Genomic DNA, 18,890 nt, shown 5'->3' with positions numbered 1-18,890 from the left:
TTTCGCTCTCGACAAGCGTCGGATGATTTGTATATGTTATCGATAACAATCGAAAGTCAAGCATCCCTGGGGAGAGACATCATGACCAAGCCCGACATCCTGCAGATGGGTCCATATCCGGAGTGGGATCAGGTGCCGCTGGAGCAAAGCTTCCACATGCATCGTTACTTCGAGGCCGCCGACAAGGCTGCCTTCCTGGCCGAGATCGGGCCGAAGATCCGGGGTATCGCGACTCGTGGCGAACTCGGCGCGAATGCCTCAATCATAGCTGCCTGCCCCAATCTCGAAGTCATCTCGGTCTATGGCGTCGGCTTCGATGCGGTCGATCTTGGCGCCTGCCGGGAGCGCGGCATCCGTGTCACCAACACGCCGGACGTGCTGACGAACGACGTCGCCGATCTCGGTGTCGCCATGATGCTCGTCCAGTCGCGTGGGATGATCGGTGCGGAAACCTGGGTGAAGGACGGGTCCTGGGCGGCCAAGGGGCTCTATCCCTTGAAGCGTCGCGTCTGGGGCCGCAGGGCAGGGGTGCTTGGCCTCGGGCGGATCGGCTTCGAAGTCGCCAAACGCCTTGCCGGCTTCGACATGGAGATCGCCTATAGCGATGTCTCGGCCAAGGATTTTGCCGGCGATTGGGAATTCATCGCCGATCCCGTGGCACTCGCAGAGCGTTCTGACTTTCTCTTTGTGACGCTGGCGGCTTCCGCTGCGACCCGCCATATCGTCGGGGCCAAGGTGATCGAGGGGCTGGGCCCCGAGGGTATGCTGATCAATATCAGCCGCGCCTCCAACATCGATGAGGAAGCCCTGCTGGAAGCGCTTGAGACGGGCAAGCTCGGTTCGGCGGCTCTCGATGTCTTTGAAGGCGAACCCAATCTCAATCCGCGCTTTCTGTCGCTGCCGAATGTGCTGCTCCAGCCCCATCATGCCAGCGGCACCATCGAGACCCGCAAGGCGATGGGCAAGCTCGTCCGTGACAATCTCACCGCGCATTTCGCCGGTGAAGCCCTCCTCACCCCGGTGCTCTGATGAAAGCCATCGTCATTCATGCCGCCCGTGATCTCCGGATCGAAGATCGCCCGGTGGAAGAGCCTCAGGCCGGGCAGCTTCGCCTGAGCCTCGCGACCGGCGGGATCTGCGGGTCGGACCTGCACTATTACAATCACGGTGGATTTGGCGCGGTGCGGCTGAAGGAGCCCATGATCCTTGGCCATGAAGTTTCGGCTCGGGTCGAGGCGATCGGTGACGTAGTGTCCGGCTTCGAGATCGGACAGCTTGTGGCCGTTTCGCCCTCGCGGCCCTGCGGCCAGTGCCGCTACTGTGGGGAGGGGCTGCAGAACCAGTGCCTCAACATGCGCTTCTACGGCAGCGCCATGCCCTTCCCGCATATCCAGGGCGCTTTCCGGGAAAGTCTCGTGGCAGACGCCTATCAATGCGTCGACGCTACGGGGCTTTCTGCCGGCGAAGCGGCGATGGCGGAGCCGTTGGCGGTGACTTTGCATGCCACGACGCGGGCGGGCAGCCTGTTCGGCAAGCGGGTTCTCGTCACCGGCTGCGGTCCAATCGGCGTACTCTCGATCCTCTCGGCACGACGCGCTGGTGCTGCCGAGATCGTTGCGACTGATCTGTCCGATTTCACACTGGCGCTCGCCGCAAAAGTCGGCGCGGACCGCGTGATCAACACGGCCAAAGAGCCGGATGCGCTGTCGGCCTATGCGGGCGACAAGGGGACCTTCGATGTCCTCTACGAATGCACGGGTGTTGCTGCGGCGCTTGCAGGCGCCATTCCGGCACTCAGGCCGCGGGGCGTCATCCTGCAGCTTGGCCTGGGTGGCGACATGACACTGCCGATGATGGCAATCACGGCCAAGGAGCTCGAACTGAGAGGCTCCTTCCGATTCCATCAGGAGTTTGCCATCGGCGTCGAGCTCATGCGCAAGGGGCTGATCGACGTGAAACCGCTGATCACGCATACCGTATCGCTGGCCGAAGCCGAGAAGGGTTTTCTACTGGCTTCGGATCGAAGCCAGGCGATGAAGGCGCAGATCGCGTTTTCGGCCTGAGTGGCGCGTCGGCTTTGGGAGGAGTTTCATTCATGTCGTTTTTCGAAGTCATCGACCCGATCTTCGCCACCTATGTGCTTGGCAATGCGCCGGTCAAGCGGCTCGCGACCGGGTTTGACTGGACGGAAGGGCCGGTCTGGTTCGGCGATGCCGGCTGCCTTCTGTTTTCCGACATTCCGAACAACCGCATCGTCCGCTGGAGCGAAGATGGCGTCACCACCTATCGCCAGCCGTCGAACTTTGCGAACGGCCATACGCGGGACCGTCAGGGTCGTCTTGTCAGCTGCGAGCATGGGACGCGTCGGGTCACCCGCACCGAATGGGACGGGTCGATCACTGTCATCGCCGACAGCTTTCAGGGCAAGCGGCTCAACAGTCCGAACGACGTCATCGTTGCGTCTGATGGCGCGATCTGGTTCAGCGATCCGCATTACGGGATCATGACGGATTACGAGGGCGCAAAGGCGGAACAGGAGCTGCCCTGCACGGTCTACCGGGTGTCGCCGGAGGGCGGCATCGAGGCCGTGATCACCGACATGCAGGGGCCGAACGGTCTGGCTTTCAGCCCTGATGGCAGCCGTCTTTATGTGGCGGATACAGGGCGTATGTTCTCTTCCGATCCGCAGCACATCCGGGTGTTCGACATGGTGGACGGGCGGCCGTTGAATGGGCGTATCTTCCACGTGATCACGCCCGGCTGTGCCGACGGAATACGGGTCGATACGGACGGAAACCTATGGTCCTCAGCTGCTGACGGCGTTCACTGCATCGCGCCGGATGGGCATCTGATGGGCAAGATCCTGGTGCCGGAAATGGTCTCGAACCTTTGCTTTGGCGGTCATTCGAAGCACCGTCTGTTCATCACGGCGACCACGAGCGTCTATTCGGTGGTGCTCAACCGGCGCGGCATCCAGACCCCTTGAGGCCAGCGTAGCCGGTCAGACCGTCTCGCCGGGCACAAGGCGAGTCGGCACGAAGGTGACGGTCTGGACCGGTTCCCCCTTCAGCTTGGCGACCAGGGCTTCGGCGGCAGCCTTGCCGATGCTGGTCGTCGGCACGACGGTCGTGGTCAGGCGCTTCTGGAGGATCGAGGCCGCCTCCATCCCGCCCCAACCGGCGATGCCGATTTCCTCGGGCACGCTCAAGCCGCGCGACTGGCAGAAGGCAAGGCCGCCGATCGCCATCTCGTCATTGTGGAAATAGACGACATCGAAATCGTTCTTTCGGCTGAGCAGGGTCTCCAGACCATAATAGCCGGCATAGAAGCCCGGTGCGTCGTGCAGCATTTCGGCATCGACGAGCGGATGTCCGGCCCGGGCGAGCGCGTCGCGAAAGCCTTCGAACCGCGCCTGTCCCATGACGTCGGAGCGGGCGAGTGCGCCGACATAGCCAGCCTTGCGACGGCCACGCGCGAGAAGGTGACGAGCCATTTCGGCGCCGCAATCGGCATGGGAAAAACCGACGGCCATATCGATCGGGCTGGTGGTCAGGTCCCAGATCTCGACGACAGGCATGGCGGCACTGCGCAGGAGCTCGATTGTGCCGGGCGTATGGTGGCGACCGGAGAGAATGAGGCCCGCCGGACGCCAGCTCACCACTTGCCGGATCCAGGCTTCTTCCTCGGTCATCGAATGATCGTTGGCGCCGATGATCAGCTGATAGCCGAGACGTCCCAGCGCCCGGTCCACGCCATCCAGCACATGGCCGAACAGGCCCGATGTCAGGCGCGGGACACACATGCCGACCAGCGTTTCCGCCTGATCCGAGCCGAAGGCGGCGGCCAGCCGGTTTGGGACATAGCCCAATTGCGCGGCGATCTCCATGACCTTCCGGCGCGTCTCAGCCGAGAAGCCGGAGCCGTCGCGCAGGACGCGGCTGACCGTCATCTTCGATACGCCTGCGGCGCGCGCGATGTCTTCGAGATTGGCCTTCATCGGAGGCGCGGTCCTTGTGAACCGGTGCTGGTGAGACAGTTCATGTTATCGATAACTTTTTTCTTGACTCGGCAAATGATGCAAGTAGGTTAATTACGTTACCGGTAAACCTGACGCAAGATCTGGGGCCGGGCATGGGAGGAGGAACCATCATGCAACCGTCCGCAGACGGCCTGCTTTTCGATCGCATCGTGAAATCCTTTGGTGGCACCCAGGCCCTCAAGGGTGTTTCGCTGAAGGTCGAGCGTGGCGAAATCGTCGCCCTGCTCGGCGAGAACGGAGCCGGCAAATCGACGCTCATCAAGGTCCTCGGCGGCATCCACCGCCCCGACGAGGGCGGCGTCTTCATCGATGGCACACCCTACGCTCATGAGGCCGGCAGGGCCGGCGGCCAGAAGGTCGCCTTCATCCACCAGGATCTCGGTCTGATCGAGTGGATGAGTGTTGCCGAAAACATTGCCCTGTCGCTTGGCTATGTAAAGAAGGGCCGTCGGATCGATTGGTCTGCGACCGAAGCTCTGGCCGACAAAGCGCTGGCACTGGTCGAGGCCGACTTTTCGGCGACCGCGCGGGTTTCCAGTCTGACGCGGACGCAAAAGTCTCTGGTCGCCATTGCCCGGGCGCTTGCCGCTGATTGCGACTATCTCGTGCTTGACGAGCCGACGGCAAGCTTGCCCGCCGATGAAGTCGAGCGTCTGTTTGCGGCGCTCCGTCCGTTGAAGGCGCGGGGCGTCGGCATGATCTATGTCAGCCATCGGCTGGATGAGATCTTCCGGATCGCGGATCGCGTCGCCGTGCTGCGCGACGGCCAGATGGTCGGTATGCGCGCGATCGAACATACCACGCCCGAGGAACTGGTCGGCCTCATCGTTGGCCGAAAGGCGCGCGAAATTGCCCGCCCTGCCATTCTCGAAGGGCCGTCCATTCTCAAGGTCTCAGGTCTCGCGACGGGCGCTGTCGGTCCCGTCAGTTTCGAAATCAAGCGCGGCGAGCTGCTCGGTCTCGCAGGGCTCCGCGGCGCCGGTCACGAGGATGTCGGTCGAGCCCTTTTCGGCCTCATCCCGCATGCCGGCAAGATCACGCTGAACGGCGTTGCGCCGGACTTGAAAGACGCAGGTTCCGCCATGCGCTCGGGCATCGGCCTCGTGGCGCGCGATCGTATCGCCGAAAGTGTCGCGCCGGGCCTCTCCATCCGCGAAAACGCGTTTCTCAATCCGTCGGCCACGGGGCGGCGCCTGCTCAGCCTGCTGTCGCCCAAGGCGGAAGATGAACTCGCCCATGAACTCGGTCGGCGCGTGGGCTTGTCACCCAATGATCCGACGCTCGCCATCGAGGCGCTTTCGGGTGGCAACCAGCAGAAGGTCGTTGTCGGGCGCTGGCTCGATTCCGGCCGCCGCCTGCTGATTGCGGAGGATCCGACTGCCGGCGTCGATGTCGGAGCCAAGGCCGAGGTCTACCACCTTCTCTACCAGGCTCTTGCAAGCGGCATGGGCGTCCTCGTGGTGTCCACCGATTTCGAAGAAACCGCCAATATCTGCCATCGCGCCATCGTCTTCAGCCGCGGCCTGCCCGTGGCCGAGCTGAGTGGCGTCGAACTGTCAACCGAATCCCTGATCCAGGCCGCATCGGCCGGTGAAGCCGCCTGAGGACCGCCATGCCCGGTATCCAATCCAACGCCGTTGAACCCACCAAGGACGAATTGCGGGGCCTGTCGCCCGGTCGCAAGCTGGTGCGCCTCGCGCCCACCTATGGTCTCGTCATCCTGATGTTCGGCCTGATCCTGCTGTTCTCGATCCTGTTGCCGACCACATTCCCGACCATGCTCAATGTCAGGGCCATCCTGTCCGACAAGGCGATTATCGCGCTTCTGTCGCTGGCGGCGATGATCCCCATGGTCGCCGGACGCATCGACCTGACGGTCGGCTACGGCATCGTGCTCTGGCATATCCTGGCGATCAGCCTGCAGACGCTTTACGGCTTCCCCTGGCCAGTGGCCGTCGCCGTCGTGCTGGTGCTCGGTGTGGTGATCGGCGCGCTCAATGGTCTCCTTGTCGAGGTCGCACGGATCGACAGCTTCATCGCAACCCTTGGCACAGGCACGATCCTCTACGCCCTCGCGCTCTGGCATACCGGGGGACGCCAGATGGTCGGCGCTTTGCCGGATGCTTTCTATGCGATCAACGGCACCTTCGTTTTCGGCCTGCCGATCACCGCGATCTACGTGCTGGTCATCACGGTCGTGCTCTGGATCGCGCTCGAATACACGCCGATCGGCCGCTATCTCTATGCCATCGGCGCCAACCAGCGCGCTGCCGAGCTCAATGGCATCCCGACCCGCAAATTCGTCATCGGTGCCTTTGTCACCTCTGGTTTGATGACAGCGCTTGCCGGCGTGCTGCTCGCCTCGAAGCTCAGGATCGGCCAGGCTTCGGTCGGCCTCGAATTCCTGCTGCCCGCACTTGTCGGCGCCTTCCTCGGCTCCACCACCATCAAGCCCGGACGTGTCAATGTCTGGGGCACCATCGTCGGCGTGATGATCCTCGCCGTCGGTATTTCCGGCATCCAGCAATTCGGCGGCAGCTTCTGGGTCGAGCCCCTGTTCAACGGCACGACACTTCTGATCGCCATCGGGATCGCCGGTTACGCGCAAAGAAAGAAAGGCGCGAAGTCGAAATAAGTCCATTCAGCTACTTTGGGAGGAAACCATGCTGAAGAGAGCCCTAGCCGTATCAATCCTGGCGCTGACGGCCGCCATGCCTGCCGCCATGCCTGCTAATGCCGACGCGATTTCAGACGCGATGGCAGAAGTCCAGAAATATGCCGGTGAAAAGACCACCTGGGATGGTCCGACCAGTGGCCCGACCGCAGCTGCGGCGAAGAAGGTCGTCGTGCTCGCGGCTGACATGAAGAATGGCGGCATTCTCGGCGTCACCAATGGCATCCAGGAAGCCGCTGCCAAGATCGGTTGGGAGGTCACCGTTCTTGATGGCGCTGGTTCCGTGCAGAGCCGTGCCGGCGCCTTCGGTCAGGCGCTTGCGCTGAAGCCCGATGGCATCATCATCAATGGTTTCGATGCCGTCGAACAACAGGCAGCCCTCAAGCAGGCCTGCGATGCCGGCATCCCGATGGTCAGCTGGCATGCCGGCCCGGTCATCGGTCCTGATCCGGCCAATTGCCTCTTTGCCAATGTCTCGACCGACGCCATGGAAGTCTCGGCCGCTGCCGCAAAATGGGCCTTTGCTGATGCCGGTGGCAAGCCGGGCGTCGTGATCTTCACCGACTCGACCTATGCCATCGCGATTGCCAAGGCCGACAAGATTAAGGAAACAATCGAGAAGCTCGGCGGTACGGTGCTCGAATATGTGGACACGCCGATCGCCGACACCTCGAACCGCATGCCGACGCTGACGACCTCGCTTCTGCAGAAGTATGGCGCAAGCTGGACGCATGCGCTTGCGATCAACGACATCTACTTCGACTTCATGGGCCCGAGCCTGGCGGCTGCCGGCATTCCCGGTGATGGTGCGCCCAAGGCCGTTGCCGCCGGTGACGGTTCCGAGTCCGCCTATCAGCGCATCCGTTCCGGCCAGTATCAGGCGGTGACGGTGGCCGAGCCGCTGAACCTGCAGGGCTGGCAGCTGATCGACGAGCTGAACCGCGCGGTGAGCAAGGCCGAATGGTCGGGTTACACCTCGCCGCTGCATGTCGTGACAAAGGCGAACATCAGCTCCGATGGTGGCGACAAGAACATCTTCGATCCGGGCAACGGTTACCGCGAGCAGTATGCCAAGATCTGGGGTAAGTAGAACTTGAACCCGCGGCCGGCGCAGGCTCCTCCGCGCCGGCCGCGACTTTCTGCATGCATGACATGGGAACGACGTGATGAGTGAATTTCACAAGACTTCGGCGCAACTGACGGACAGGGGCGTACCTGCGGTGCTGCAGGCGGCCATCGACACCGCTTCGATCAACGGTCCCTCAACCGTTATCCCCGAACATCCCCGGCTACTGATGGTCGGCGCGACCAAGGGGCAAGTGACAGGGTTTGCGCACCGCACTCGATGCGATCTGCTCGCCAGGGCAATGTCACGGCCAAGCCTTCTGTAGACTCTATCCGGATAGGGGGCAGATTTTGCGCCTGAACGCGCTTTGCCCTTTCGCCCGACAGACTGTCGCGCTAGGCTCAAGCCTATGAAAAAGGTCTTCAATCCGCCGTCCGTCCGCCGTCCTTTCGGGCATTACAATCACGGTCTGCTGGTCCCGCCCGGCGCAAGCCTGCTGGTAACGTCCGGCCAGCTCGGTATCCGGCCCGATGACACCATCCCAGCCGATGTCACCGGCCAGGCCGAGCTTTGCTTCGAAGCGATCAAGGCCATTCTCGAAGAGGCTGAGATGACCTTCGCGGATGTGATCCGTGTGTCCGGTTTTGTCACCAGGCGGGAGGATTTTCCTGAGTATATGGCGGTGCGTGATCGCTATACGCTCGATCCGAAGCCGGTCTCGACGCTGCTCGTCGTCGGCGGTTTTACACGGCCGGAATTCCTGGTCGAGGTCGAGGTGACGGCTGCCAAGGTGGTTTGACCGCCAGCCTTTCTCTCAGAAGTTTTCCATCTCGCTGCGGACCTTGGCCATGAAGGCTGCGCGGGTCTCTTCCGTGCAATTGTTCATGTCGTAGTGGGCGAAGTATTTGACCGGCGCGCCGATCTTGATCTGGGCGCGGATGACGCGCTTGACGATCTTCTTTGGCGGATTGCCGGCGAGGAAGGCGCGCATCGGGGTCGCGCCATAGGTCATGACGGCGGCAAGTTTTCTGATGTGGCGAAGCGTCGGGGTGAGCTTGCCGTCCACCAGATCGAAGGAAACGCCGGGCAGCCACACGCGGTCGAAATAGCCTTTCAGCATCGCCGGGAAGCCGAAGTTCCACACGGGGGAGACGATCACCAGCGCTTCGGCCTTCAGCAGGCGATCGACATAGGGTTTCACCAGCGTCAGATTGTCCGGGATGTCGTGATAGACGCGGCGGTCATGGGCTGACAGCACGGGGTCGAAACCCTCTTCATAGAGATTGCAGCCATCGACTTCGTGGCCGGCCTTTTCCAGGCTTTCGCAGGTGAGCTTGTAAAGCGCCCGGCCGAAGCTCTCGTCGAGCGGGTGGGAGTGAAGAACGAGTACGCGCATGTGAAAAGCTCCAAGTCGTTGCCCGCCGCTTGCATCGTCGGGGTTCAATTCAAAACTTCCGCGCCGTTTGTCCCAGCATCCCGATCCTTCGCCGCCAGATGTCGAGGGATGGGGGATGCCATGTCAGGTGTTGCATGAGCCGGAGGGCCGGCCGGGAGTACCTTCGGAATGGGGGTGGTGTGGCGGCTAAGTGTTGTCCTTTGTATTCTGTTGAGTTTGGGGTGCCCCCCTCTGTCCTGCCGGACATCTCCCCCTCAAGGGGGGAGAGCGGATGGGCGCGCCGGCTTCCTTCCTTCAGGCGCTTTAAGTGGCGCTACCTCGTCGAACCTATTTTCGTAAGTCAGCGTCTTCAATCGCTAACCCCGGACTGACACCGTATTGGCTGGGCAAAGCACTGGCTCCGTCCCGATCTCCCCCCTTGAGGGGGAGATGCCCGGCAGGGCAGAGGGGGGTACCCCAGACGCCTACCGAAGCCATGTCAAAGCGTTGCTCGACGCCTATTCCCCCGCTTCGGCGAACACCTCCAGCCCTGGAAACAGATAGTTCTTCCCCGCAGAGAAATCGAAGTCCGGGTTCTCCCAGGCGATCATCTTGCCAGGGTTCAGCAGACCCTTCGGATCGGTTTCCTTCTTGAAGGCGAGCTGGACCTGGTCGGTCTGCTTCATGCCGCCTTCCTCCAGGGTGTAACGATGCGGGTTGAAGATCGGGCAGCCGTTTTCCTCGTGGATGCGGATGATCTCTTCCAGCCTTTCCTTCGTCGTGTAGCGCACCAGGGGCAGGCCGGCGCATTGGATCTGGCCGTCGAACTTGATGAATTCGAGATGGCCGATGACCTCGTCGGGGAAGAGCTCGGTCATCACGCGAACCTTCTCGACATGGTCGGGGCCGGGATACTGGACCTGGAGATAGGTGATGTTGGTGTCGAGCTTGAGCGCCCGCAGCGTTGTATGGTTCCAGGTGAGCTCATAGGCATGCGGGATGCCCTTTATGCTTTCGACCGTGTCGGACCGGAAGCGCACATCGCCCTTCATCCGCTCGGCGAGCGCCAGGAAAGGCTCCATCGAGTGCGGCGCCACCATCAGCACCACGACCGACTGGCCTTCCTTCAGCCAGGGCTTGTGGCGGGTGAAGTAGTCGAACGGGATCGGGGCTGCGATCGGGGCAACTTCCTTCAGGAGGATGCCGTTCTTGTGGGAGAGCGCATCGGCGAATTTCACCGCGTCCATGAAGTCGTCATAGCCGACGATGACGTCCACCCAGTCGTAAGCCGGGGCGAGCGGCATCTCGACTTCTGTGATGATGCCGTTGGTGCCATAGGCGTGGGAAACCTTCTGCAGGTCCCATGCGGAGAGTTCGAGCACGCGCGGCTCGGCTTCCATGGTGACGACGCGCAGCCTCAGGATGTTGCCGAGATCGCGCAGGCCCCCCCAGGTGATCGAGCCCACGCCGCCGGAGCCGCCGGCGATGAAGCCTGCGACGCTGGCGGTCTGGGCGGTCGAGGGGTGGAAGCGCAGTTCCTGGCCGGAATGGGCTTTGGTCTGCTTGTCCAGTTCGGAGATGATGATGCCCGGCTCGCAGATGACGCGGCCGGGCAGGATCTCCTTGATCTTGTTCATGTTGATGAGGTTCAAGACGATGCCACCCGAGAGCGGCATGGCCTGGCCATAATTGCCGGTGCCACCGCCACGCGGAGTGACCGGCACGCCATGCGCATAGGCGACCTTCAGAACCCGGATGACCTCTTCTTCCGTCGTTGGCGAAACGACGAGGTCACCGACGACGTTGTCGAGTTCTTCCTTCAGGATCGGCGAATACCAGTAGAAGTCGCGGCTTTTCTGTTTGACGAGCGCCGGATTGTCTTCGACGGCGATGCCTTCAAGCTCTTCCTTGATTTTGGCGTAGTCAGCCATGGCTAAACTCCAAGCAACGGGTCAAGTTCGCGGTAATCCGGCAGGCTGCGGTCGATGCCCATGCCATTCCGCATCACGATGCGGTCAGCCTGCGGACGGGACAAAAATTCGCTCCAGCGGCGGGCGCTGAAGAGAACGAGATCGGCCTTGGCGCCGACGGCGATGCGGCCATGATCGGGGCGCTTCAGGATGTCGGCCGGCGTGCGGGTGACGACCCTCGCGGCGGTGTCGAGTGGATGGTCGAGATGGATGATGCGCACCGCTTCGCGGAAGACTTCGACGGGGTCGAGATCGCCATAGGCATAGAAGGGGTCGCGGGTGTTGTCGGAGGAGACGGCGGTCGCGACGCCTGCGGCGGACAGTTCGTGGAAGAGGGTGACGCCGCGCTGGCGGGGGGTGCGGCCGGCATGACGATCCTGCAGATACATGTTGCACATCGGCAGCGAGACGACGGAGAGGCCGGCCTCCGCCACCAGATCGATGGTGCGTTTTGCCAGATCATCGTCCTGGCGGGCGAGCGAGCAGCAATGGCCGACGGTGACAGAGCCCTCGAAGCGGTTGCGGAGCTTGGCTTCTGCGATCGTCTTCAGCGTCAGGGTTTCCTTGTCCTGTGTCTCGTCGACATGCAGGTCGATGTCGAGGCCCTTCTCGGTTGCCGTGCGGAAGAGGATGTCGAGCTTCTCATCAAGCCCGGGCATCAGGTAGGTGACACCGCCGAGCAGGCCTTTATGCGCGACGATGACCTCGACCAGATCCTTGAAGAAGGCCTCGTCGGTGATCTGGTCGAAGGGAAAGAGGGCGGCGGCCTGCAGGTCGATCTTGCCGGCCCAGGCGTCGCGCACTTCGGCGAAGACCTCGAAAGAGATGCGGTGCTGGGGCGCCAGGCTGTCGAGATGGGTGCGGATCAGGCTGGTCCCATGGACGTAAGCCGTGCGCAGCGAAAACTCCATGCGGGCCCTCACGTCATCAGCTGTCCAGCGGGCGACGCGGTCGGCCTGCACGGCCTCGAGCGCGCCGATGAAGTCGCCCGTCGGGTTCGGCTTGCGGTCCCAGATATGACCCTTGTCGAGATGGGTGTGCATGTCGACGAAGGTCGGCCAGACCATGCCGTGGCGGAGATCCGTGGAGGGGAGGCCGGCAGGGGCGCTTCCAGGCTTCAGGATCGCCTCGACCTTGCCATCGGCCACCACGATGTCGGCACTGATAAGGCCCTCGCAGGAGGGTGCCTCGACACCATCGACGCAGATCTGCGGCAGCGTCGCATTGGCAAGGACGAAGCGCTTGGCAGCGGGCAGAGTGGCAACGGCATTCGACATCAGTTTTCTCGTTTCAGGCTGCTCTCGTGCCAGCGGTGCAGCGCCAGCCAGGAGATGAAGGAGGTGATAGCGAAGATGAACACGCCGAGGCAGGAGAGCAGGAACAGGGCGGCGAAGAGACGGGGAATATTCAGGCGAAACTGAGCCTCAAGCAGGCGGAAGGCAAGGCCCGATCCGGCGCCGGCGGAACCGGCGGCAAATTCGGCGACCACGGCGGCGATCAGCGCGAGGCCACCGCCGATGCGCAAGCCCGTCATAAAATAGGGAAGCGATGCCGGCAGCTTCAGGTAGAGCAGGGTCTGCCAACGTGAGGCGCCGTAGAGATCGAAGAGGTTCAGGAGATTGTGGTCGACGCTCTTCAGGCCCTGCACCATGTTTGAGAGTATCGGGAAGAAGGCGACGAGGAAGGCGCAGATCAGGAGCGCCACTTGTGTCGAGGGCGCGTAGATCAGGATCAGCGGTGCGATCGCCACGATCGGGGTCACCTGCAGGATGACGGTGATCGGATAGAAGGCGACTTCGATCCACTTCGACTGGACGAGGAAGACGGCGATGCCAACGCCGCCAATCAGCGCCAGCGTGAGTGACATCAGGGTGATCTGGGTGGTGACCCAGAGCGCTGGCGAGAGCGTGCTCCAGTCCTTGACCAGGGCGCCGGCAATGGCGATCGGGCCCGGCAGAATGTATTGCGGTACGCCGGAGACCCAGACGCCGACCTGCCAGATCATAAGAAGCACGCAGACGACGAGAATCGGAATGAGGATCTTTAAGAGGGTTTCGGCCGGTCCGGTCATCAGTGTTGCTCCCCACCCATGGCTTCCAGCAATGTCTTCGAGACCGTTTCGCAGGCCTGGCGATAGTCTTCCGAGGAACGGTAAAGCGCATCGCGCTCAAGGCTCGTCACCAGCGGGAAGTCCGCATGCACGCGACCGGGGCGCGCCTTCATGACGACGATGCGGTTGGAAAGGTAGGCGCTCTCAAAGACGGAATGGGTGACGAAAATGACCGTGATGCCGGTCTCCTTCCAGAGGCGCAGCACGTCGTCGTTCAACTTCTGGCGCGTGATCTCGTCGAGCGCAGCAAACGGCTCGTCCATCAGCAGAAGCTTTGGCTTGGTGACCAGCGCCCGGGCAATCGAGACGCGCATCTTCATGCCGCCGGAGAGTTCGCGTGGGTAAGCTTCGGTGAAGTCCTTGAGGCCCACGCGTTCCAGGGCGACGAGAATGTCCGGCGTTGCCGCGGCCTTCGAGACACCCCTCAGCTTCAACGGAAGATAGACATTGCCGAAGACAGTCACCCACGGCATCAGCGTCGGCTCCTGGAAGACGAAGGAGATATCGCCTTCGGGCAGACCCCTGGAATTGATGCGCGAGCTTGGCCAGTCGATGGTGCCGGTCGTTACGTCGCCGAGGCCTGCGATGATCCTGAGTGCCGTCGATTTGCCGCAGCCGGAAGGACCCAGAAGTGAGACGAATTCGCCGCCATTGACGGTGAGCGACATGCCGGTAAGCGCCACCGTGCCACTGGAAAAGACCTTGGACACGTCCTTCATCACCACCAGCGCCCGGCGCTGTTCGGGGGGAGGAGCGAGCGTCTGGACTTCGGAAAGGGACATGGATGGCCTTGGACTATGAACGAAGAGGAGCGTTGCCCCTCACCCTAACCCTCTCCCCGCGAGCGGGGAGAGGGGATGTCATCCCCGGCGCTTGCCCAGAAACTCCTTCTCCCCGCTTGCGGGGAGAAGGTGGCGGCAGCCGGATGAGGGGCAGACCCTTACTTCTTCAGCGCCATCCCGACGCCCTTGCAGACGAACTGGGTGGTGTAGGCTTTCTTGTAGTCGAGGTCGGCCGGCTGGACTCCGATCTGGACCATGGCGTCGAAGAAGGCCTTGTACTTCTCATCGGTCATGCAGCCGATGCCCTTGTCGAGCGCTTCGGCGGATTCGAGAATGCCATATTCCTTCATCTTGGCGATCGAATACTCGATCTGGCCATCCGTCATTTCCGGATTGTCCTTCTTGATGAGGTCGTTGGCGGCCTTGTTGTCGCCGTAGATGTAGTTGTACCAGCCCTCGATCGATGCATCGACGAAGCGCTGGACGACATCCGGCTTGGTCTCGACCATGGTCGTCGTGGTGGTGATCATGGTGGAGTAGGGGTTGTAACCGTTGTCGGCGAGCAGGAAGACCTTCGGAGCCCAGCCGGCCTGCTTCTCGATTTCATAGGGCTCGGAAGTCAGGTAGCCCTGCTGCGCAGACTTCGGGTCGGCGATGAAGGGGGCAGGGTTGAAGGTATAGGGCTTGTACTTCTCGTCGGTGAAGCCCTCGAAATTCTTCTTCATCCACTCGTAATAGGTGACATAGCCATCCTTGCCCATGAAGATGGTGTCGAGCTTGGCGAGATCGGCAAATGTCTCGATGCCCTGATCGGGATGGGCGAGCAGGACTTGCGGATCCTTCTGGAAGATGGCGGCGACGTCGATCAGCGGAATGCCTTCCTTGACGGCGTCCATCTCGCCGAGCGGGCTTCCCATGTAGAAATCGACCTTGCCGGCGATCAGCAGGGAGCGGTTGGCCGCCTGCGGGCCGCCCTGGATGATGGTGACCTTGAGGCCGTATTTCTCATAGGTGCCGTCGGCTACGGCCTGGTAGAAGCCGCCATGTTCGGCCTGGGCGAGCCAGTTGGTGCCATAGCTGACCTCGTCGAGAGCGAGAGCCGAGGAGGTGGAGGCCAGCGAAGCTGCAAGGCCCATCAGGGCAAAGAGGCTGGTCTTGGTGAGCGTGTCGCGCATTGATCGTTCCCCTGTTCGTTGCAGGACCCGTTTTCGGGCTCCCTTTTTGGTCATTTGATCGGTCGCGTTGCGTCTTGAAAAGCATCAAATTTCGTCCGCATCGATGCTTTTTTTGCATCGCTCCCGAGATTGATGCATAGTGATGCGGCATGACTAATTTTTGCGCAGCGGAGGTCCCGTGCTGCACTCCCGAAAGCTCGTCTACATCAACGAAATCGTCCGCTGCGGTTCGATCCGGAAAGCAGCCCAGCGCCTCAATGTCGCATCATCGGCGGTCAACCGCCAGATCCTGGCGCTCGAGGAAGAGTTGGGTGCGCCGATCTTCGAGCGGCTGCCGAAAGGCTTGCGGCTGACGGCGGCGGGTGAGCTCTGCGTCGAGCATATCCGCGACGTTCTGAAAAACTACGAGCGGCTGGAAGGGCGCATTCGCGGTCTCAAGACCCCGCAGGCGGGCAAGGTTTCGCTGGTGACGACCGTCGGGCTTGCCTCCGGGCCGCTGCCGGCGATCCTGGCCGGTTTTGTCGCCGAGCATCCGAGGGTGCAGATCAAGCTCCGCAATGACGGTGGGTCGACGACGATCAACCCGGTGCTGACCGGAGAGGTCGATCTCGGCCTCGGCTTCAACATACCGGCGACGCCCGGCATCCGCACGCTGGCCAATTTCGACGTGCCTGTTGGCGTGGTGCTGCCGCCCGGGCATCGGCTTGCGCAGGAGGAGGGGCCGGTCGATCTGGTCGAGGTCGTTCAGGAGCCACTGATCCTGGCGCAATCGGGCACCAGTCTGCGCAACATCATCGATCTTGCGCTTGCGCCGCTGCCGCTGCTGGTCGAGCCGGTCGTTGAAACCAACTCCTCGGAACTGATGAAGCAGCTCGTGAAGGCGGGGACGGGGCTCACCATGCTCAATCCGCTGGATGCGGTGGCCGAATGCCGGCGGGGCGAACTGATTTTTCGACCTCTGACGGATGCGCATATCCGGCATCAGCCGATGAAGCTCTTTGCGCGTGCGCGTGCGCCGCTCGATTCCGCCACAAGCCTGTTCGTCGAGTATCTGATGCAGGAGCTTCTGGCTCTGGTCCAGGATCTCAAGGCCCGGGGACATATCCCCGAAACCATTCGCGGGCAGGCCTGAGCCCTCTTTAGCCGGGCGTATAGAGGTTGGACAGCGGATAGGCCGCGACGTCCCGCAGCAGGTCGATAAAGCCGGCCACCTGGTGGCGGCAGATCGCGGCTCCCTTTTCCGCCGTGCCATTCGAGGCGTCGCCAACGACGCCAAAGGGGTTCAGGTCATGGGCGATCCAGGCCAGCGAATGCGGCGGCAGCGGCGTGAGGAACTTCGAATTCGCACGCATCTCCTCGGCCTTGGAAACGAAATTCTGGGCTTTGTCCATCCGCACCAGCTCGGGGCGGAAATGCAGCATCAGGGAGGTTTCGACTTCGCCGCCATGGATGCCGTAGCGGCTTTCATCCTCGGAGATCATTCCCTCCGGGTTGCCGAAACGGCCCCATTGGGTCGAGACGACGACCATCTGGTGGCGGACGCGCAGTTCGCGGGCGACGATGCTCATGACGTCGACATTGCCGCCGTGAGAGTTGACGATGACCAGCTTGCGGATGCCGGCTTCGGCAACCTTGCTGCCGATCGCCGTCCAGGCCGGGATCAGGATTTCCGGGCCGAAGGACAGGCTACCGGGGCCGTAGACGTGTTCGTTCGCCTTGCCGATCTCCTGGGTAGGGAGAACGAGAAAGTCGAGGTCATCAGGACGCTGGACCTTCAGTTCGGCCAGCATGCCGTTGGCGATGGCGACGTCGGTGGCGATCGGCAGGTGGGGGCCGTGCTGTTCGGTCGAGGCGATCGGCAGGATGGCGACCGTTGTTTCGGGAGAAAGCGAGGCGAAATCATAGGTCGTCAGTTCGTTCCAGAAGAATGGTCTGGCCATGTCGGTGCCCCGCTTTTGTGTTCTTTTCCCTTTCGATAAGGCAAAATCGCAGGATGCGAAAAGCACCATATTTCGCTCGCCGCGATGCCAAATTGTGCTCGCGATGCTGAAGGTCAGGCGACTTCCTGCAACGCCTGTCAGGCAATTGCGAGGGGGCCACCATGTCGATGACTCTAGACCTTGGACATCCAGGCCAGTCCCTCTCGGGTTCCGGTGGCCGGACGGTATTCGCAGCCAACATAGCCCTGATAGCCGATCGCATCGATCTCAGCGAAGATCCGGCGGTCATCGAGTTCGCCGGAGAGCGGCTCGTGGCGCTCGGGCACCGAGGCAATCTGGATATGGCCGATGACGGGTGCCATCTGTCGCAGCGCCACGATCACGTCGCCATGCAGGATCTGCCGATGGTAGACGTCGAACTGCAGTTTCAGATGGCTCGCATCCATCTCTTCGATGAAATCGCGTGCGCGATCGAAGTCGTTGAGGAAGTAGCCGGGCATGTCCCGCCCGTTGATCGGCTCGATCACAAGACCGATTCCGGCCTCGCCTGTGGAATCGACGGCGCGTTTCAGGTTGGTGCGATAGGTTGCGATCGCGGCCGGATCGCTGGCGGGTGCCAGGCCTGCCATCATGTGCAGCAGCGGCGTGCCGATGACCTTGGCATAGGTTATGGCAGTCTCCAGCGCGTCCGCAAATTCCCCCTCGCGCCCAGGAAGGGCCGCCAGGCCGCGCTCGCCGGCTGCCCAGTCACCTGGCGGCATGTTGAACAGTGCCTGGGCAAGGCCGGTAGCCTGCAGACGTTCTGCGACGATTTCGGCCGGATGGTCATAGGGAAAGAGATATTCGACTGCCGCAAAGCCGCACTCCGCCGCTGCCGCGAAACGGTCGAGGAAGGGCACTTCGTTGAACATCATCGAAAGATTGGCCGCAAACTTCGGCATGTCCGTCCCCCTCCCTCAATTCCTGCTTGTTTGACGCAGGTCACCCTTGCCGGCAGGATCAGCAGCTGTAGCGTGGCTGCCGAAATCGGCAAGGAAAACTTCGCTGGGGGCTGATATCCCATGGCTACCAATGGCCATCCACGGGACTATCGGCGCGCGAGACGAACCCAAAAATGTCGTTGATCCTAGAAATGATGGCCGCGATCAGTATGCTAATATGTGAGGCACGGGAAAAACGTGACCGCCTGCGGACAAAGTTGCGTACTGCGCGCTGGCCGCATTCCTCCATAACCAGCAGAAAGCGATTGCATGACAAGCTTCTTTGAACCTTCGGCACAACTGACGGACAAGGGCGTACTCGCCATGTTGCAGGCAGCGATCGATGCCGCCTCCGCCATGGGCCAGCCGCAATGCATTGTCATCGTCGATCAGAGCGGCGTCGTTCTCGGGTCTTTCCGGATGAAAGGTGCCCGGTTTCTCTCGTTGAAGAGTGCTCTTGCCAAGGCCCGCACGGCGGCCTCGATCAATGCGCCTTCGGCAACTATTCCGGAACAGGCGCGGCTTTTGCTCTCTGGAGCGACGCAAGGGGAAGTTACCGGTCTCAAGGGTGGTCTGCCGATCCGATTTGGAGGCGTTCTCGTGGGTGGAATCGGTGTGGGTTCCGGCAGCGGCGAACAGGACGAAGAGGTTGCCCGTGCAGCACTTCAGGTCGTCGGAGCAGACTGAAGATCTGCTTGACGCTTCGCTCAAGGCAGCTTGGACATGGTCCATGCTGCCAGCATGCTTGGCGCAGACCTTTGTGAGCGTCCTGAAGACCT

Annotated in this window: 19 protein-coding genes; 10 read left to right on the top strand and 9 right to left on the bottom strand. The window is 61.9% G+C overall.

All coding sequences use genetic code 11. The annotated features are described in order from the left end of the window. Positions 1-81 precede the first annotated feature (81 nt). The 3 genes from AC1PUL_RS17850 to AC1PUL_RS17840 are packed head-to-tail and all read left to right on the top strand — an operon-like array spanning position 82 to position 2,986. Positions 82-1,029: a 2-hydroxyacid dehydrogenase gene (locus AC1PUL_RS17850; protein WP_480465423.1), complete on the top strand. Its 948-nt coding sequence runs from the start codon at positions 82-84 to the stop codon at positions 1,027-1,029. Next, the gene (locus tag AC1PUL_RS17845) at positions 1,029-2,063 is read left to right on the top strand and encodes an L-idonate 5-dehydrogenase (RefSeq protein WP_480465422.1); all 1,035 of its coding nucleotides are present in this window, start codon (positions 1,029-1,031) and stop codon (positions 2,061-2,063) included. Before AC1PUL_RS17850 ends, AC1PUL_RS17845 begins: the two co-directional genes overlap by 1 nt. A gap of 32 nt (positions 2,064-2,095) precedes the next feature. Continuing rightward, positions 2,096-2,986 carry an SMP-30/gluconolactonase/LRE family protein gene (locus tag AC1PUL_RS17840; RefSeq protein WP_480465421.1) on the top strand — a complete coding sequence of 297 codons (891 nt, stop codon included), beginning with the start codon at positions 2,096-2,098 and terminating at the stop codon, positions 2,984-2,986. Between the two features lie 15 nt (positions 2,987-3,001). On the opposite strand, the gene AC1PUL_RS17835 is transcribed toward AC1PUL_RS17840, so the two are convergent. Next, positions 3,002-3,997: a LacI family DNA-binding transcriptional regulator gene (locus tag AC1PUL_RS17835; protein WP_480465420.1), complete on the bottom strand. Its 996-nt coding sequence runs from the start codon at positions 3,995-3,997 to the stop codon at positions 3,002-3,004. A 152-nt stretch (positions 3,998-4,149) separates the two neighbouring features. On the opposite strand from AC1PUL_RS17835, the gene AC1PUL_RS17830 reads away from it, so the two are divergent. The 5 genes from AC1PUL_RS17830 to AC1PUL_RS17810 all read left to right on the top strand — a co-directional run bounded on the left by AC1PUL_RS17830 (position 4,150) and on the right by AC1PUL_RS17810 (position 8,578). Next, positions 4,150-5,643: a sugar ABC transporter ATP-binding protein gene (locus AC1PUL_RS17830; protein ID WP_480465419.1), complete on the top strand. Its 1,494-nt coding sequence runs from the start codon at positions 4,150-4,152 to the stop codon at positions 5,641-5,643. A gap of 8 nt (positions 5,644-5,651) precedes the next feature. Then, positions 5,652-6,674, top strand: a complete 1,023-nt coding sequence (locus AC1PUL_RS17825) for an ABC transporter permease (RefSeq protein ID WP_298463192.1) — start codon at positions 5,652-5,654, stop codon at positions 6,672-6,674. A 76-nt stretch (positions 6,675-6,750) separates the two neighbouring features. Then, entirely contained in the window at positions 6,751-7,803 is a 1,053-nt protein-coding gene (locus AC1PUL_RS17820; protein ID WP_480468623.1) for a substrate-binding domain-containing protein, read from the top strand. A 76-nt stretch (positions 7,804-7,879) separates the two neighbouring features. Further along, complete coding sequence (locus AC1PUL_RS17815) at positions 7,880-8,104, top strand: hypothetical protein (RefSeq protein ID WP_480465418.1); 225 nt, start codon at positions 7,880-7,882, stop codon at positions 8,102-8,104. Positions 8,105-8,188: 84 nt separating this feature from the next. Further along, positions 8,189-8,578, top strand: coding sequence for a RidA family protein (locus tag AC1PUL_RS17810; RefSeq protein WP_480465417.1), 390 nt, complete (start codon positions 8,189-8,191; stop codon positions 8,576-8,578). Between the two features lie 15 nt (positions 8,579-8,593). Here AC1PUL_RS17810 and AC1PUL_RS17805 read toward each other — a convergent pair whose 3' ends face one another. The 6 genes from AC1PUL_RS17805 to AC1PUL_RS17780 all read right to left on the bottom strand — a co-directional run bounded on the left by AC1PUL_RS17805 (position 8,594) and on the right by AC1PUL_RS17780 (position 15,191). Beyond that, on the bottom strand, positions 8,594-9,175 hold the full coding sequence (locus AC1PUL_RS17805; protein ID WP_480465416.1) for an NAD(P)H-dependent oxidoreductase: 582 nt from the start codon (positions 9,173-9,175) through the stop codon (positions 8,594-8,596). A 497-nt stretch (positions 9,176-9,672) separates the two neighbouring features. Further along, positions 9,673-11,085, bottom strand: coding sequence for an FAD-binding oxidoreductase (locus AC1PUL_RS17800; protein ID WP_480465415.1), 1,413 nt, complete (start codon positions 11,083-11,085; stop codon positions 9,673-9,675). Between the two features lie 2 nt (positions 11,086-11,087). Next, the gene (locus tag AC1PUL_RS17795; RefSeq protein ID WP_480465414.1) at positions 11,088-12,401 is read right to left on the bottom strand and encodes a cytosine deaminase; all 1,314 of its coding nucleotides are present in this window, start codon (positions 12,399-12,401) and stop codon (positions 11,088-11,090) included. Beyond that, positions 12,401-13,195: an ABC transporter permease gene (locus tag AC1PUL_RS17790; protein ID WP_480465413.1), complete on the bottom strand. Its 795-nt coding sequence runs from the start codon at positions 13,193-13,195 to the stop codon at positions 12,401-12,403. The genes AC1PUL_RS17795 and AC1PUL_RS17790 overlap by 1 nt, the downstream gene beginning before the upstream one ends. Further along, positions 13,195-14,016: an ABC transporter ATP-binding protein gene (locus AC1PUL_RS17785; RefSeq protein WP_480465412.1), complete on the bottom strand. Its 822-nt coding sequence runs from the start codon at positions 14,014-14,016 to the stop codon at positions 13,195-13,197. Before AC1PUL_RS17785 ends, AC1PUL_RS17790 begins: the two co-directional genes overlap by 1 nt. A 158-nt stretch (positions 14,017-14,174) precedes the next feature. Continuing rightward, complete coding sequence (locus AC1PUL_RS17780; RefSeq protein WP_480465411.1) at positions 14,175-15,191, bottom strand: ABC transporter substrate-binding protein; 1,017 nt, start codon at positions 15,189-15,191, stop codon at positions 14,175-14,177. Between the two features lie 178 nt (positions 15,192-15,369). Between AC1PUL_RS17780 and AC1PUL_RS17775 the strand changes: the two genes are divergently transcribed. Further along, the gene (locus tag AC1PUL_RS17775) at positions 15,370-16,323 is read left to right on the top strand and encodes a LysR family transcriptional regulator (protein WP_480465410.1); all 954 of its coding nucleotides are present in this window, start codon (positions 15,370-15,372) and stop codon (positions 16,321-16,323) included. 7 nt (positions 16,324-16,330) lie between these two features. Here the strand turns inward: AC1PUL_RS17775 and AC1PUL_RS17770 are convergent, their stop codons facing one another. Together AC1PUL_RS17770 and otnI are read right to left on the bottom strand one after the other, a co-directional pair. Next, positions 16,331-17,131, bottom strand: coding sequence for a creatininase family protein (locus AC1PUL_RS17770; RefSeq protein WP_480465409.1), 801 nt, complete (start codon positions 17,129-17,131; stop codon positions 16,331-16,333). A gap of 173 nt (positions 17,132-17,304) precedes the next feature. Continuing rightward, positions 17,305-18,072: a 2-oxo-tetronate isomerase gene (otnI, locus tag AC1PUL_RS17765; RefSeq protein WP_480465408.1), complete on the bottom strand. Its 768-nt coding sequence runs from the start codon at positions 18,070-18,072 to the stop codon at positions 17,305-17,307. Positions 18,073-18,381: 309 nt separating this feature from the next. On the opposite strand from otnI, the gene AC1PUL_RS17760 reads away from it, so the two are divergent. Next, complete coding sequence (locus AC1PUL_RS17760) at positions 18,382-18,798, top strand: GlcG/HbpS family heme-binding protein (RefSeq protein WP_480465407.1); 417 nt, start codon at positions 18,382-18,384, stop codon at positions 18,796-18,798. Positions 18,799-18,890: the final 92 nt, after the last annotated feature.

This window comes from Rhizobium sp. P43 (assembly GCF_056730705.1).
Note: the sequence above shows the minus strand (reverse complement) of the source record. Positions and strands in the feature narration are given on the sequence as shown.